This is a genomic window from Larkinella harenae, from assembly GCF_054780515.1.
Genome location: NZ_BAAGWE010000008.1, coordinates 24,763 through 40,552, shown reverse-complemented (window position 1 = coordinate 40,552; position 15,790 = coordinate 24,763). Strand labels below are relative to the sequence as shown.

At 56.5% G+C, this 15,790-nt stretch carries 7 protein-coding genes; 1 reads left to right on the top strand and 6 read right to left on the bottom strand.

Annotated features, from left to right (window positions below; translation table 11 throughout):
* Positions 1-146 precede the first annotated feature (146 nt).
* Positions 147-5,585, top strand: a complete 5,439-nt coding sequence (locus ACYVH9_RS26150; RefSeq protein WP_460639383.1) for a putative Ig domain-containing protein — start codon at positions 147-149, stop codon at positions 5,583-5,585.
* Positions 5,586-5,680: 95 nt separating this feature from the next.
* Here ACYVH9_RS26150 and ACYVH9_RS26145 read toward each other — a convergent pair whose 3' ends face one another.
* The 6 genes from ACYVH9_RS26145 to ACYVH9_RS26120 all read right to left on the bottom strand — a co-directional run bounded on the left by ACYVH9_RS26145 (position 5,681) and on the right by ACYVH9_RS26120 (position 15,783).
* Entirely contained in the window at positions 5,681-6,694 is a 1,014-nt protein-coding gene (locus ACYVH9_RS26145; protein WP_460639382.1) for a bestrophin family protein, read from the bottom strand.
* A 32-nt stretch (positions 6,695-6,726) separates the two neighbouring features.
* Positions 6,727-7,899, bottom strand: coding sequence for a PP2C family protein-serine/threonine phosphatase (locus ACYVH9_RS26140; RefSeq protein ID WP_460639381.1), 1,173 nt, complete (start codon positions 7,897-7,899; stop codon positions 6,727-6,729).
* Between the two features lie 64 nt (positions 7,900-7,963).
* Complete coding sequence (locus ACYVH9_RS26135) at positions 7,964-8,842, bottom strand: sensor histidine kinase (protein ID WP_460639380.1); 879 nt, start codon at positions 8,840-8,842, stop codon at positions 7,964-7,966.
* Positions 8,843-8,878: 36 nt separating this feature from the next.
* Positions 8,879-12,661 (bottom strand): sensor histidine kinase, encoded by a 3,783-nt coding sequence (locus ACYVH9_RS26130; protein WP_460639379.1) that lies wholly within the window; start codon positions 12,659-12,661, stop codon positions 8,879-8,881.
* Positions 12,651-15,227 carry a HEAT repeat domain-containing protein gene (locus ACYVH9_RS26125; protein ID WP_460639378.1) on the bottom strand — a complete coding sequence of 859 codons (2,577 nt, stop codon included), beginning with the start codon at positions 15,225-15,227 and terminating at the stop codon, positions 12,651-12,653. The genes ACYVH9_RS26130 and ACYVH9_RS26125 overlap by 11 nt, the downstream gene beginning before the upstream one ends.
* Positions 15,199-15,783, bottom strand: a complete 585-nt coding sequence (locus tag ACYVH9_RS26120) for a GNAT family N-acetyltransferase (RefSeq protein ID WP_460639377.1) — start codon at positions 15,781-15,783, stop codon at positions 15,199-15,201. Before ACYVH9_RS26120 ends, ACYVH9_RS26125 begins: the two co-directional genes overlap by 29 nt.
* Positions 15,784-15,790: the final 7 nt, after the last annotated feature.

Below are 15,790 nucleotides of genomic sequence, written 5' to 3'. Positions count from 1 at the left end.
CATATGACTCAACGTATACACTTTACCGAATCACGACTTCTGCTCACCGGGACGACCTGAATTCGTTTCAGCGATCAGCTCAATTCTTTTCCGTCAGGACTTTTCCCTGACGTTTATGTACTCAACGTTTTACTATTTATTGTTTTATGAACTCAACGGTTTACCACCTGAAAAGGCTGGCACTGGTCTTGTCCCTTCTTTTCATTTCTGTGAATGCCTGGGCCCAGCTTTCACTCACGTCCCCCCTTGAACGAATCGTTTACCAACGCAACCGAGACAACAAAGCCTATATTCCCATTCGGGGCAACGGGCCTTCCAACACCACCCGAATCGATGCCCGGGTTATAGCTCGAAATGGCCAGGGGCAAACAACGGGCTGGTTTACGATTGCGACGAATCCCCAAAACGGACAATTTCAGGGAAGTTTACCCGCAATGGGTGGCTGGTACAGTCTGGAGGTACGGGCCATGTCTGGCAATTCAACAGTAGGCACCGCCCGGATTGAACGGGTTGGTGTGGGTGAAGTCTTCGTTGTTGCCGGGCACTCCGTCGCGCAGGGGCAGGAAATCAACCTGTCGGGCAGTGACGACGACCGGGTCAGTGCGGCCCCGGTTTATCCCGGAACATCGACTTACGCCGATTACGAACACACTGCGGATCCGGTTTATCTACCGCGGACGTACACCCATTATTCCTCGGGTGTTTCACCCGCTCCCTTTGCGCACGGCACTTATTTTTGGGCAAAAACGGGGCAATACCTCAGCCAGCGCCTGAATGTACCTGTCCTGATTTTCAATTCGGCGTTCGGAGGAACCAGTCTGGAACACTGGTCGAAATCAGCGCTCGGACAATACTTCGAACACGGTTTCGTCAATGCCCGAATCCGGATGCCCTACATCAACCTCAAGAATACGCTCCAGATTTACATCACTCAAACGGGTATGCGCGGCATTCTTTCCGATCAGGGGCAAAACGACTGGACCAACAACAACGAGGATCAGGTATTTCAATATTACCAGGACTGGGTTAACCAGGCCCGATCCGATCTGGGCTTCGGTTCGCTCGCTGTCGTAGTCAACCGGCAAACGCCGTTCAACCGGCAAACGATCCGGCGGGCGCAGGAACGGATGATCCGGTTGAACAACAGCTTTCCCGGCCCTGACTACGATGTTCAATTAACTGCCGAGGATCGCCACGATGGTGTCCACCTGAGCCATTCAGGAACCGAGAAAGCGGCCCATTGCTGGGCAAACTCATTGAACGATGTCTTTTTTGCGAACGCCCAACCGTACGTCATTTCCTCCCTATCCACCGCAACTCCGGTTGAGGAGACCCCGGGTAATCAACTCCCGGTGGCTCCCACCGTGTCCAACCTGACGGCTACAGTCAAAACCGCTTTCAGTACAATTCTACCCGCCTTCACCGACGCCAACAATGATCCGCTCACCTACACGCTGACGGGCTTGCCGCCGGGGTTGCGGTTTGACGCGGGCAACCGCAGCATTTCTGGCACACCGACTCAATCAGGCAGCTACAATTTGACGTATTCGGCCACTGATGGCAAGAGTGCCGCGGTGTCTATGACTATCACCCTAACGGTGGACAGTGGCGGCTCCAACCCCACCAACCAGCCCCCAGTAGCCCCCACCCTCGCTGATTTTTCAGCCCCCCTCAACGCCCCCTTCAACTACCAGCTTCTGGCCTTCACCGATCCTGAGAACGATCCGCTCACCTACGCACTGGAAGGACTGCCGGACGGCCTGAGCTTCAACAAAGGCAACCGGATCATCTCGGGCTTTCCCCGCCAGCAGGGCACGTTCACGCTGACCTATTCGGCCTCCGATGGCAAGAGCGCGGCTGTCTCCCTCACCGTACGTTTCACGGTGGGCAATGGCGGCTCTACACCCACCAACCAGCCGCCCGTGGCCCCTACGGTTTCGGCACTATCAGCCACGGTCAACACCGCTTTCAGCCACACGCTGCCGGTGTTCACCGATGCCAACAACGATCCGCTCACCTACTCACTGACAGGTTTGCCTTCGGGACTGAGCTTCGATGCGGGTAACCGCAGTATTACAGGTACACCCACCCAATCGGGCAGCTTCAACCTGAGCTACGCAGCCACCGATGGCAAGAGTGCCACCGTGTCCACCACCGTCCTGCTGACGGTCGGTACCAGTGGTGGTCCTGTGGTGACGGGTGACTTCGAAGGCTACCTCACCCAGGAGGCCAACTGCAACACCTTCTCGGGCTGGGTCTACGACCGAAACCGCCCCAACATGACCTTCTCCGTCGAGTTCTTCGAAGGAGCCTCCATCGCCAGCGGCACACTGGTGGGCTCGATCCTGGCCAAGGACTTCCGCCAGCACCTGAAGGATGCCGGCAAGGGCAACGGCGAACACTGGTATGAATTTCCCATCCCCGAGAGCTTGAAGGACAACCAGCCCCACACCATCTGGGCCCGGGTGCAGGGCTCCACCTACGTGCTGATCTGGGCGCCCAAAACCATCCGTTGTGCGGGTAGTGGGGTGCCCCCCACCAACCAGCCTCCGGTGGCCCCCACGGTTTCCAACCTGACGGCCACGGTGAATTCGGCCTTCAGCCACACGCTGCCCGTGTTCACCGATGCCAACAACGATCGGCTGACCTACTCGCTGACGGGTCTGCCCTCGGGCTTGAACTTCGACGCGGGCAACCGCACCATCTCGGGTACGCCTACTCAATCGGGCAGCTTCAACCTGGCCTATTCGGCCACTGATGGCAAAAGTGCCGCGGTGTCTACCACCGTGCGCTTCACGGTGAACAATGGTGGAGGCACTGGCAACCCTACCAACCAACCCCCAGTAGCCCCCACCCTCGCTGATTTTTCAGCCCCCCTCAACGATCCCTTCAACTACCAGCTTCTGGCCTTCACCGATCCCGAGAACGATCCGCTCACCTACGCGCTGGAAGGACTGCCAGACGGCCTGAGCTTCAACAAAGGCAACCGCATCATCTCGGGCTTTCCCCGCCAGCAGGGCACGTTCAACCTGACCTATTCGGCCACTGATGGCAAGAATGCCCCCGTCACCACGACCCTCACCCTGACGGTGGGCAATGGTGGAGGGCCCGGCAACCCCACCAACCAACCCCCAGTAGCCCCCACGGTTTCCAACCTGACGGCGACTCTCAACTCGGCCTTCAGCCACACGCTGCCGGTGTTTACCGATGCCAACAACGATCCGCTGACTTACACGCTGACGGGTTTGCCCAGTGGACTGAGCTTCGATGCGGGTAACCGCAGTATCTCAGGTACACCCACCCAATCGGGCAGCTTCAACCTGAGCTACGCAGCCACCGATGGCAAGAGTGCCCCCGTCGCCACCACCCTTATCCTGACGGTCGGTACCAGTGGTGGCGGTCCCGTGGTGACGGGTGACTTCGAAGGCTACCTCACCCAGGAGGCCAACTGCAACACCTTCTCGGGCTGGGTCTACGACCGAAACCGCCCCAACATGACCTTCTCCGTCGAGTTCTTCGAAGGAGCCTCCATCGCCAGCGGCACACTGGTGGGCTCGATCCTGGCCAAGGACTTCCGCCAGCACCTGAAGGATGCCGGCAAGGGCAACGGCGAACACTGGTATGAATTTCCCATCCCCGAGAGCTTGAAGGACAACCAGCCCCACACCATCTGGGCCCGGGTGCAGGGATCCACCTATGTGCTGATCTGGGCCCCCAAAACCATCCGTTGTGCGGGTAGTGGGGTGCCCCCCACCAACCAGCCGCCAGTAGCCCCCACGGTTTCCAACCTGACGGCCACGGTGAATTCGGCCTTCAGCCACACGCTGCCCGTGTTCACCGATGCCAACAACGATCGGCTGACCTACACGCTGACGGGTCTGCCCTCGGGCTTGAACTTCGACGCGGGCAACCGCACCATCTCGGGTACGCCTACTCAATCGGGTAGTTTTAATTTGACCTATTCGGCCACTGATGGTAAAAGTGCCGCGGTGTCTACCACCGTGCGCTTCACGGTGAATAATGGTGGAGGCACTGGCAACCCTACCAACCAACCCCCAGTAGCCCCCACGGTTTCCAACCTGACGGCGACTCTCAACTCGGCCTTCAGCCACACGCTGCCGGTGTTTACCGATGCCAACAACGATCCGCTGACTTACACGCTGACGGGTTTGCCCAGTGGACTGAGCTTCGATGCGGGTAACCGCAGTATCTCAGGTACACCTACTCAATCGGGCAGCTTCAACCTGACCTACGCAGCCACCGATGGCAAGAGTGCCCCCCTCATCACCACCCTTATCCTGACGGTCGGTACCAGTGGTGGCGGTCCCGTGGTGACGGGTGACTTCGAAGGCTACCTCACCCAGGAGGCCAACTGCAACACCTTCTCGGGCTGGGTCTACGACCGAAACCGCCCCAACATGACCTTCTCCGTCGAGTTCTTCGAAGGAGCCTCCATCGCCAGCGGCACACTGGTGGGCTCCATCCTGGCCAAGGACTTCCGCCAGCACCTGAAGGATGCGGGCAAGGGCAACGGCGAACACTGGTATGAATTTCCCATCCCTGAGAGCTTGAAGGACAACCAGCCCCACACCATCTGGGCCCGGGTGCAGGGCTCCACCTACGTGCTGATCTGGGCCCCTAAAACCATCCGCTGTGCCGGTAGTGGGGTGCCCCCCACCAATCAGCCACCGGTGGCCCCCACGGTTTCTAACCTATCGGCCACGGTCAATGCCTCCTTCAGCACCATGCTGCCCGCCTTCAGTGACGCTAACAACGATCGGCTGACCTACACGCTGACGGGTCTGCCCTCGGGCTTGAACTTCGACGCGGGTAACCGCACAATCTCAGGTACGCCCACCCAATCGGGCACGTTCAACCTGGCCTACGCGGCCACCGATGGCAAAAGTGCCGCCGTAACCACGACCCTTACCCTGACGGTGGGAACCAGTGATGGACCCGGCAACCCGCCGACGGGCGGAGTAACCGGCCCGGGCAATTATGAGGGGTATCTGGATGTCGCCGATTGCAATAGCATTCGGGGCTGGGTCTGGGATCGGGACAAACCCAATACCGTTGTTGCGGTGGAGTTTCTGGATGGCGCAACGGTTATCGGATCCACGGACGCTAACATCTACCGGCATGACCTGAAAGATGCGGGCAAAGGCAATGGAATTCACGGGTACAGTTTCCCCGTTCCGTCGGCCTTAAAGGATGGACAACCCCACACCATCATCGGGCGGGTTCCCAACAGTTCGTACGTGCTGATGTGGTCGCCCAAAACCCTCACCTGCCCCAACGGAAGACGGCAAGGGTTTGAAAGTGCCGAAATTAGCCTGGAACTGACGGTCAGCCCGAACCCCAGCCGGGGTCAGGTCACCATCAGCTACCGGGTAAATACCGACGAGCGGGCTGATTTGCAGATTGTGGATATGCTGGGCCGGCCCGTGTGGCAAACCGCTCAGGTCGGCACGGGACGGGTGGAGCGCGAAACCGTCGATTTAAGCTCGGCGGGAGCGAACATGTACCTGGTTCAGCTAAAAACTGGCCAGCAAACCGTGACCAAGCGGCTGCTGATCAATCCGTAGTGGCCTCCTTCAGGCTGAGTTCTAAAACCGAAAAGCGGTATCCTACAAAAAGGATACCGCTTTTCGGTTTATTCTTGACCGCCCTACTCAGTCAGCTACATCAGGATGTTATCGACGGCCTGCATGCGTTGCGGCAGGTTGGTTTCGCCCAGCATCTCGCGGAGGTCAATCTCAACGGTACGGCAGATGGCCGTCATGGGCACGTCATTGATGCTGTTTTCGAAGGGATTTTCGCTCGTATCCCCCACGACCTCCATCGTGTAAAAGACCCAGGAGATAACCGTCGAGAACGGAATAGCCAGCCAAACATATTCGCTACCCAGCTTGCTTACTTCGGTCAACAACCCAAACGGCAACAGCAACACAAAGATCCAGACAAATACCTGGCTGAAGAAGGCGTACTGCCGGGGAAAGGGAAAGGATTTGATTCGCTCGGCTGCCCCCTGCTGGTTATAAAATTCGACCAGTAACCGTTCCAGCTCGCAGTGGTAATAATCCGAAAGGATGTCGCTCGACCGCAATGCCCGCAGCTGAGCCGACTGCTGTTTGATGATCTGAGCCGCGGGATTCTGGCGTTTGACAAAGTATTCAACTTCGTCGTCGTCCAGAAACAGACTGAGTTCTTTGTCCAGCTGGTTCTGGTCGAACGCGCTCTGGTCGCTGATAATTTCGGCCCCGATGTTCCGGTCATTGCTCCAGACCGTGCGGCTCCGCAGTTGCAGGCGCAGCGCGTTCAGGTAGGCAATGTGCCGGTAAATGAGCTGCTGCTGAATCCGGAAAAGCTCCAGCGGTGAACAGGCGCCGGAGCCCGGAGCCACCGCAATCAGATCGGCCACCAGCATGCCCCACGAGCGGCTGGCGTTGACCAGACTTCCCCAAATGCGCCGGGCCTCCCAAAGCCGTTCGTAGGAGGAGTTGTTTTTGAAACCCACATAAAACGCAACCGCCGTACCAATCGTGGCAATAGGCACAAAGGGTAGCGCCAGGAAGTTCCACCCCGCCAGCACATACAGTGCAAAAATGGTGGATGCGTACAGAAAGAAGAACAAAACCGCCTGCCAGCCAAATCGGGCAACGATGCGAAGGGGTATACGTTTAGCAGTATACATAACCGTAAAACAAGTAAGGGTAGACTTGTAAATCAGCCCGCGTAATGCAGGGTTAAAACCGTTATATCGTCAAACTGAGCGTTCTCACCGATGAAGGCCTGAACCTGGCGGAGCAACGAATCATTGATCTGTTGCGGACGGGCCGCCGGTGTTTCGGCCCGCAGGATATCCTTCACCCGCTGGAGTCCAAACCGTTCGCCAGCCCGGTTATTGGCATCAATAACGCCATCGGTATACGTAAACAGGGTATCGCCCGATTCGAGGGAGAACGTACCGGAAGTATATGGAAAGTCACTATCGATTGCCAACGCCAGCCCACCCCGTTTTTTCAACACTTCCACCTCGCCGTTTTGCCGTAAAATCAGAGGAGGCTCGTGACCCGCATCGATGTATTCTACCACGCCGGTGGTCAGGTCCAGAATCCCGATGAAAGCTGTCACAAACATCATTGACTGGTTATCCATACTCAAAAAACCGTTGATCCGCCCCACCTCGTCGCAGAGCGTGCCGCAGGTTTTGCTGGAAAAATGGCTCTTGAAAATGGCCTTGGTGATGGCCATGAACAACGAAGCCGGAACCCCCTTGTCCGACACATCCCCGATAATGAAGAACAGCCGGTTGTCATCCATCAACAGGTAATCAAACAAATCGCCACCCACCACCTTGGCCGCGTTCAGAAAGGCGTGCAGGTCAAAATCGGTCCGGCCCGGAAACGGCGGAAACCGTTTGGGTAACATCGACTGCTGAATATCCTGCGCAATGTTCAGGTCATTCTGAATCGACACGAGCTGGTCGTGTTCCCGCTGCGAACGCATCAGCATTTCGACGTGCTGAACGGTTTTGCTGATGGTAATTTCCAGATCGTCGAAATTGATGGGCTTGGTCACAAAATCAAACGCGCCCCGGTTCATGGCCGTCCGAATGTTGTCCATGTCGTTGAAGGCCGAAACCATCACCGCTTTCAGGTACGGGCTTTTGCGGTCATTCAGTTTGGAGAGAAAGGTAAGCCCGTCCATCTCCGGCATGTTGATATCGGAAAGCACCAGGCTAACATCCTGGTTTTCTTCGAGTTTTTCGAGCGCTTCGGCCCCGTTGGAGGCAAACACAAACTCGAACACCTTGTCACGAATCTGTCGCCGAAACCGCTGAGTAATCAGCATTTCCATGTCTGATTCGTCATCCACACTGAGTATCTTGATCGTCATGGCTTTAAAAAGAAGGCAAACGGGTGGATTGGCCAGCCCGGTTTTTGGATAATGAATTTTTGGTTTATTCCTGACCTGCGTTGAGCGGCAAACGAATGGTAAAGGCGGTATACTGGCCGGGCACAGAATCGACACTCAGCGAGCCTTTGTGCAAGCCGTTGATAATTTCCCGGCTGAGCGACAACCCCAGTCCCGTCCCTTTGCCCGCGGGCTTGGTGGTAAAAAACGGGGTAAAGAGCTTTTGCCGGACCTCGTCGGGAATACCCTCCCCGTTGTCGCGAATGGTCACGACGACGGAATCGGCTTCTTTCCGGGAGACAACGGTAATGATGGGTTTGTACTCGTCAGGTTGTTTTTTCCGGCGCTCGTTGACTGCATAACAGGCATTCAGGACCAGGTTCAGAATCACCCGGTTGAACTCGGAGGGCGCGATCGCCACCTTTCCAATGGCCGGATCCAGCTGAAACGCCAACGACACCACAAACTCGTTGTCGCCCGCCCGAAGGCCCTGGTAGGCCAGTTTGGTAAACTCTTCCAGCAGCGTATTCAGATCGGTGGGCTCAAAATGTGCGCCGTCGGTCCGGGCCTGGGCGAGCATTCCCTGAATCAATCGCTCGGCGCGGGCGCCGTTCTCCCGAATCCGGTTTATGTTGCCCCGGGTCATCTCGAGCAGGCTACTCAGTTCGTCCCACTCCGGATGATCTTTCAACCGTTCGCCAATGTCGTCAATCTCCCCCATCAGGTCGATCGAAAGCCGGGCGTAGTTGGAAATAAAATTGAGCGGATTCTTGAGCTCGTGCATAATGCCCGCCGTCAGCTGGCCGATGGACGCCAGCCGATCCAACTGCCCGACCCGCTCCTGCAGGACGGCCAGTTCCGCTTCGACAGCCAGCGGGAGATGTTGGGGAGATTCGGGTTCGGTTACTGATTGAGACGGTTCCATGGGCGTTCCTTTTAGCGTAAAAAGTAGGCGAATCGATCATCCGGCCTGCGTCGGCAGCACCATCAGGATTTCGGTGTACTCGCCTTCTTTCGAATTGATTTCAATTTTCCCTTTGTGTAATTCAACAATATCTTTGGTCATAAACAACCCCAAACCTGTTCCTTTAGAGGTGGGCTTGGTTGTAAAAAAAGGACTAAACAATTTGGCCAGCTCACTGGATGGAATGCCCTTGCCGTTGTCCCGGAAACGCAGCAAAACGTGGTTGTTCTCCACCTGGGTCGCAATCTGCACTTCGGGCGTAAACCCGCTCACGGTTTTGCTTTTCTCGAAAAGCGTGTAGTACGAATTGCTCACGATGTTCTGCACCACCTGCCCGAATTCGTACGGCAGTAGCCTGGTCCGAACCGGCTGCGGGTCCAGCTTCAGCACCAGGTTAACCCCAAAGTCCCGGTATTCGCCCTTCAGCTCCTGAACCAGCGTCCGCGCCTTGCTTTCGATAAAACCGTTGAGATCGGTTTCCAGAAATTCCCGTGACTTTTCCTTCAACAGCCGCTGCATATCTTTCAAAATCCGGGTTGTGCTGTTGCTGTGTTCCTGAATTTTGGCCAGGTTTTTTTTCAGAATACCCAGGTCATCGACCAGGTCATCCATGGCGTTGGTGCTCAGACCGTCCGGTTGTTTCTGAATTGTTTCGATCACTTCATCGATCATGTCGTCGGACGATTGCGAGAAGTTGTTGACGTAATTGAGCGGGTTCAGGATTCGGTCGACAATACCCTTGGTCAGCTGCCCCACCGACGCCAGTTTTTCCTGCCGGATCAGTTCTCCCTGCGCATTTTTCAGGTCGTTCAGCGTGTGTTCGAGGTCTTCCAGCAGGCGCGTTTTGATGAAAGCCGCAATCAGGTGTTCTTTCAGGTTGCCGATCATGGTCAGATCGCGCTGATCGAAGGCATTCGGCCGCAGGGTATTTTCGAGCGTGATGAACCCGTCGATGCCTTCTTCGTTGCCAATCACCAGCGTCACCAGCGACTGCGGGGGCGTCAGGTCGTCGATGGCATTGCCCAACGGCTCGAAGTGAACATCTCTTTTGAGGTAAATATTTTCCTGAATTTCGACCGCCTGCGCCAAAAACCGCCGTTCGGCCTGCTCCGGGCTCAACGCTGCCGACTCCACGTGCGACAGATCCCGGTTGCCTTTCAGGGCTTTATACCGGAATGTATTTGTGCTTTTGTCGTAGAGCAGGAAGCTCGCTCCGTTCATGTTCCGGATCACCGAAAACTTGGATAAAACCGTCTGAAACAGGTTGGCAAAATCAATTTCGGCATTGATCGATTGCACGAAAAGGTCAATTTTTTCGAGTTGATCGTTCTTGACCGCCAGTTCTTCCGATTGTTTTTCGAGTTCCGATTTCTGATGCACCACCTCCTCCGTTCGCTCCTGAATGAGCGTTTCGAGGGTCTGCTTTTCCCGCACCACGGCGGCCAGCCGCCAGCGAACCAGGGCCGCCAGCAACGCCCCCGCTCCGATCACCATCAGTGTAATGACCCACCAGCGCCCATACCAGGGCGGCAACACTGTAAACGCGTACGTGGCTTCCCGACCAGGTAGCTGGTATATATTCCGCGCCTTCACCCGGAACCGGTACGTTCCAGCGGGCAGGTTCGTGTATTCTTTCTTGCTTTCAGCCGTCCATTCCGACCAGCTTTTGTCGAAATTTTCGAGCTTATACTGAAACAGCAAGCCCTTCGCCGTCGGATAGCTGGCGGCCGAAAAATCGAAACTGATGGAATTTCCCTGATACGGCAGCTTCGTTCTGGCCCCATTGGGCGACTCGGCGGCTGCGTCAGCTCCTTCAAAACCGTTGAACAGCACGGTATTTTCGCCCGTCCGGATTTGCCGGATCAACGTTTCATACGGACGATTATACGGTTTCGAAACCGTCGCATCGAACCGGATCAACCCATCGCGTCCCCCCAGCCATACCACCCCGTTTCGGTCGGGGTAGATGACGTTGATCGGCGAAGACGAAAAAGGTAGAAAAGGAGTCGCAATCGCCCGAAACCCCTTCCGTTGTTTTTGGTAAAAGACCACCCGCCGTTTATCCCCGCCCACTGTCCAGAGGTTGCCCCGCTGATCTTCCCGTAAATCGTTTTGCCAGTGGTCCGCAGCCGGGCGACCATCACCGAACGGATTAAAGGCCTCAAACCGATCCTGCTGCGGATTGTACCGAAAAATCCCTTTTTCGTTGCACACCAGCAACCCCTGGGAGGTGTTCGTCAGCCGGTTGTACAGCAACGTGGGCAATCCCTGCAGGTTGGAGTACTGACTGACCTGGTTGGTAGCCGGCCGAAACTGGTGCAACCCGCGGGTCAGGGTTTCAAGCCAGATATTGCCCTGCGGATCTTCTTCGAGTCCAAAAATCCGTTCGTCAAGCGCCAGAAAAAAGGACGACGAAGACCGCGACTGCTCCGACACCGTCAGTACCCGCAGCCCGTTCTCGGTTCCGGCGTATAACCGGGATGGATCGCGCCGGGCGCTTTTCACGCTGAGGGTATATTCCGAAGTGAGGGCTTTTTTCTCCCCATTTTTCACCCGGAAAACACCTTTGCTCGTGGCCACAAAGAGAGCACCCCCGGCTTCGGCCAGCGAAAAACAACTCGCATTCAGACCCGCCACCGGACGCACCGCCGACTGGTCGATCTGAAACAATCCGTTCACGGTAGCCAGGTAAACTACGTTGCCCACCCGCCGAATATCCATTACCTCGCCCATTTGCCGCCCCGACCCGGCAAAAAATGATAATTGCGACGGTATTTCGACCTGCGCAATTCCATTGTTGAGGGCCAGCCACAGATTTCCCTCCCGGTCGGGAAACATCGCGTTCGTCATCTGGTCTGTGACACCGTCAATCCCCCGAATGATCTGCTTGAGCTGGCCATCGGGCGTTAGCAGAACAATGCCGCCCCGAAGCGTACTGACCGCCAGCGACTGATCGGGCAAGCGGGTGCCGCACGTGGCCTGACTGGCTGAAAAATAGGCATTGAGTGGACTGTCAAAAGACGCGATGGAGTTGTTCACCAACCGAAAACAACCTTGGTTACTGGTGACCAGCAACGCTTGCCCGTTGCTCAGGGGAAGCATCGCGACCAGGTCGTACAACGTGGGCAGCTGGCTGCTCCGATTCACCGGAACCAACGTTCCCGAGCGAAGCAAACTCAACCCTTTTTGCCGTTGAAAAACGTAGATCTGCCCATTAACCTGAAAAGCCGACTGGATGTCCAATGCCGTGTTCCACTCGGCAACGACGTTGCCATCCCAGCGAAACAGGGCGTTTCGGGCCATGAAATAGATGCCGTCCGGCGCTTCCAGAATGGCAAGAATTTCGTTAAAGCGGTTTTTCACGTTCTGGCTCAGGCTGACAAACTGAAGCTTGCCCGTTTGATCGGGCCGCAGGTACCCAAACTCCCCGTTGCCTCCCACGCAGATTTTGCCGTTTCCGGCCCGCAGCAACGACGGCACTTTGGTGATTGTGGCCGTCGGGATCGTCCGCCAGTCCAGACCGTCGTACTCCAACACCCCCGCAAAATTGCCGATGTACATCATACCCCGGCGATCCTGCGCGATGGCGAAATTCTGGCTGTGGGCATTGTATTGATCAGGCGAGTAGAACCGGGCCGGTGGCACCATTTCATCCGACGCCATTGGCTGCCCCCAGGCTATAGTAGCCCCCATCAGCCAACTCCATACCAGGCCCACGGTCCGTATGGTCGTTAATTTCCCCCGGCGGGTTTTGGCAAAAGGGCGGTTATCAAAGCGCATAGGTCAATGGTTTGTCGGCGTACCAGGACTCAATCAAGGGCCAGATGACAAGTTGTTCTCGTTCTACGCCGGCCGCAATCCGGCGAGTAACCGCAGCGCGTTCCGAATTCACATCCGCTTGCAGCTGACGCACCAGTTCCGCCAGACGAACCGGATTATGCTGTTTGAGGACATACAGTGCGGTTTCGGCCACCTGCCTGTCTGACGCACTGGCGTGGGCAACGAGCAGGGTGGTGGGATCATGGGCATCGTTTTCCGGCAATTCCAGCAGAGCGACGGTTTTAAGCCGGGCCGAAATGACGGTAAAATCTTTGTTGATGATGTCACGTAACCGTTCCCCCGCCGACAACTGCTGCTGCGGGTAGTGGGCCGAACAACGCCGGACTTGCTCCAGCAGCGGCATATCGGTAAACAAAGGCAGCAGATCGGATTTGATTTCATCCGGAACTGTGGTGGTCAGCAGCTCAATAACATACTCCCGAATATCGTCCACCTGACGGGTCAGCAACGTACTGATCAGGTCAAACCGATCATCGCCGTACAGGACGGCCAACCGATTAAAGAGGTTTGGAATCACCCGCTTTTCTTCCTCACGCAACGCCCGGATGATGGGCGACGACTCGCCGAGGCTGCTCAAATCCAGCCGGGCAGCCGCCAGCCACACCAGCAATGCAATCTGTTCGTCAATCTGTTGCATCACGTGGGGGCGCTCCGTGATGGTAGCCCGATGCCGCAACCGCTTTAGCCCGCTGAAGGCCTGGTGACGAACTCCCTGAACGGGATGATTGATTGCCGCCCGCAAAAACCGCAGGCTGGTTTCGTCGCCCATTTCACTGATCACCCCCGCAACCCGAATGGGCAGCTCGCCATCCCCCTGCGATTGATTGAATACCCGAATCAGCGTCGGAACAACCGGCTCGCCAATGGCGCACAGCGCAGAATGAGCCACATCCTGGTAGGCTGGCTTACGCAGGTGTTCCAGCAGTCGGGGCCACAGCTCCGACCGACCGGATTTCCCGGCAGCCACCAGGGCCGCGCGCCGGACCGACGGTTCAGCATCCTGCAACAGCGTCAAGATGTGTTTGTAAGCGTAATACCGACCCGAACGGCCGAGTTCGTCGGCGGCCCGAATGCGGTCTTGGGGCCGGAATGAGTTTACGAGCGCCAGCATTTCCCCAAAACCGGACGCCGGAGCCGGCGTGTGATCCGTTTCGTCCCGCACGGTTTTTGAGAATGCATCGGCTGGACTGGCAAACTGAATGGAGCGTACCACGGCGAGTTGAAGCATATCCCGATAGCCGACCTGAACCCGAAAAGCCAGAATGGACCAGCCAATGGCAACCACCAGAAACAGGTAACTCAGCTCAACCAGATCGATGAAACCCAGGTTGGTCAGCAGCAACAGCAACAAACCCGGCAGCAAGCTACCCAGCGCTTTGGGAACACTCTCGATGTAACTTTGTAAGGACGTCCGTTCGGCCAGTGGAATCGGCTGAAAAAGCACCTGATAGGCGGGTTCACTGATCGCTTTCCGCACCGAACTCATCAGAAACCGACTGACGGCCATCAATGCAAAAAACAGCGAAGAGGTGCCATAGACAGTCCCGTACAACGCGCCCAGGGCAAAACTCCCCGCCAACCCCAGCGGCAGGATCACGATGCCGGTCCGGATGGAATACGTGCTGATGAGCTGGTTGTAAAGAAAAGATTTGATGAGCAGTTCGATCACCGCACAGATCCCGAAGAAAATCCCCAGAAAACTGGCCAGCACCTCGTTGTTGGGAAAAATCTCCTTCGATAAAACCGTAAACATATACTCGACGTAAATCAGCCCGAACACCGGCATGAACGCCAGCAGCGCCAGCAGGTTGTAATACGGTTTTTGGTTGGAAGCGTCGTCGGCCACCACGGGCGCGGTGTCGGGCGACGTAACAGCCAGCGGGCTCAGGGCCAGTCGCTCGCTGAACTTCCGGTAGATGTAGGCCATCAGGCCAACGCAAAGCACCAGAAAAAACAGGCAGATAAACAGCAGATCGTGGGTCGATACGAGCTTCAGCAACAACGGAACGGAGAAATAGCTGAGTATCGACGCGACCACTTCGCCGGTGCTGATAAAGCTGAATAACCGTTTGGACTGGCTTAGTTTAAAAATTCGTCCGGCGGTGGCCCAGAACGTGATGCCGTGCACGAAAACAAACACCCGGTTCCAGAGAAAAAGCAGAAAATACAGCCATTTGCTGGGCGCCGAACTGCCCACCAACACCAGCCCGCCAATGGAAATCAGCAGAAAAACCAGCAGGTAACCGTTGACCCGCACAAAGCTGGCCCGTTGCCGCAGCACCTTGACCAACTGCCCCAGAACGTACACCAGCGAACCGCTGGCCACAAACGCCAGCGGCATTTGCGTTCGATCAAAATTGACCAGGAACAGGGAGGTTGTTGCCGTAAAGAAAACCGACACCGCAGCCCCCATCAGCAATGAATACGCCATGAAAAGCCAGACGGTTTCTTCTTCCCCGGCCTGCAAACTCAGGAGTTTAGCGATCGTGTTCCGTTGCACTTCCATCCGATGAACGAGTATGAAGATCGTATTCCATAAAAAATAAAGGCCATTCGGGGCGCTCGGGCACATTCTGCAATTCACAAAACCGCGTAAAACCCAATTTGAGCAGCGAGTTTAGCCGGAACACCAGTTGCGTGGACGTGACGGCCCGATTAACCAGGCACCGGGCGGCCATCTGAAGCCGCGCCTGGTCAAGCCGCTTCGATAACCCCAACCCCCGAAACTGCGGATCGACCACCAGTCGATTGAACGACGCAATGGTTTGTCCCCGCAAAGCCGCCCGACAGGCAGCCGGTAGCCGGTTCGCATACGGCGCTTCATCAATAGTAGCATGAATGCTCATGCGGGCCGAGGCCACCACGCGATCCTGATCCAGAATGACCCAGTGAAACGCCGATTCGTCCAGGGGTTCGATCCACGACGATTTGGTAAAAAAAGCCGGATCAGCGCCGGGTTCATGACGCCAGGCCCGCACCCGAAGCGCACCGATTTCGTCCATGCGATCTGGAAAGGACACTTCCTCCGGTTGGTAAGGTTGGGGTATAACGAGCGTTTTCATAGACGTT

Bases quoted from the DNA above. Each gene is read 5' to 3' on its own strand.
- ACYVH9_RS26150 (WP_460639383.1), top strand. From the start codon at position 147: ATGAACTCAACGGTTTACCACCTGAAAAGGCTGGCACTGGTCTTGTCC.
- ACYVH9_RS26145 (WP_460639382.1), bottom strand. From the start codon at position 6,694: ATGTATACTGCTAAACGTATACCCCTTCGCATCGTTGCCCGATTTGGC.
- ACYVH9_RS26140 (WP_460639381.1), bottom strand. From the start codon at position 7,899: ATGACGATCAAGATACTCAGTGTGGATGACGAATCAGACATGGAAATG.
- ACYVH9_RS26135 (WP_460639380.1), bottom strand. From the start codon at position 8,842: ATGGAACCGTCTCAATCAGTAACCGAACCCGAATCTCCCCAACATCTC.
- ACYVH9_RS26130 (WP_460639379.1), bottom strand. From the start codon at position 12,661: ATGCGCTTTGATAACCGCCCTTTTGCCAAAACCCGCCGGGGGAAATTA.
- ACYVH9_RS26125 (WP_460639378.1), bottom strand. From the start codon at position 15,227: ATGGAAGTGCAACGGAACACGATCGCTAAACTCCTGAGTTTGCAGGCC.
- ACYVH9_RS26120 (WP_460639377.1), bottom strand. From the start codon at position 15,783: ATGAAAACGCTCGTTATACCCCAACCTTACCAACCGGAGGAAGTGTCC.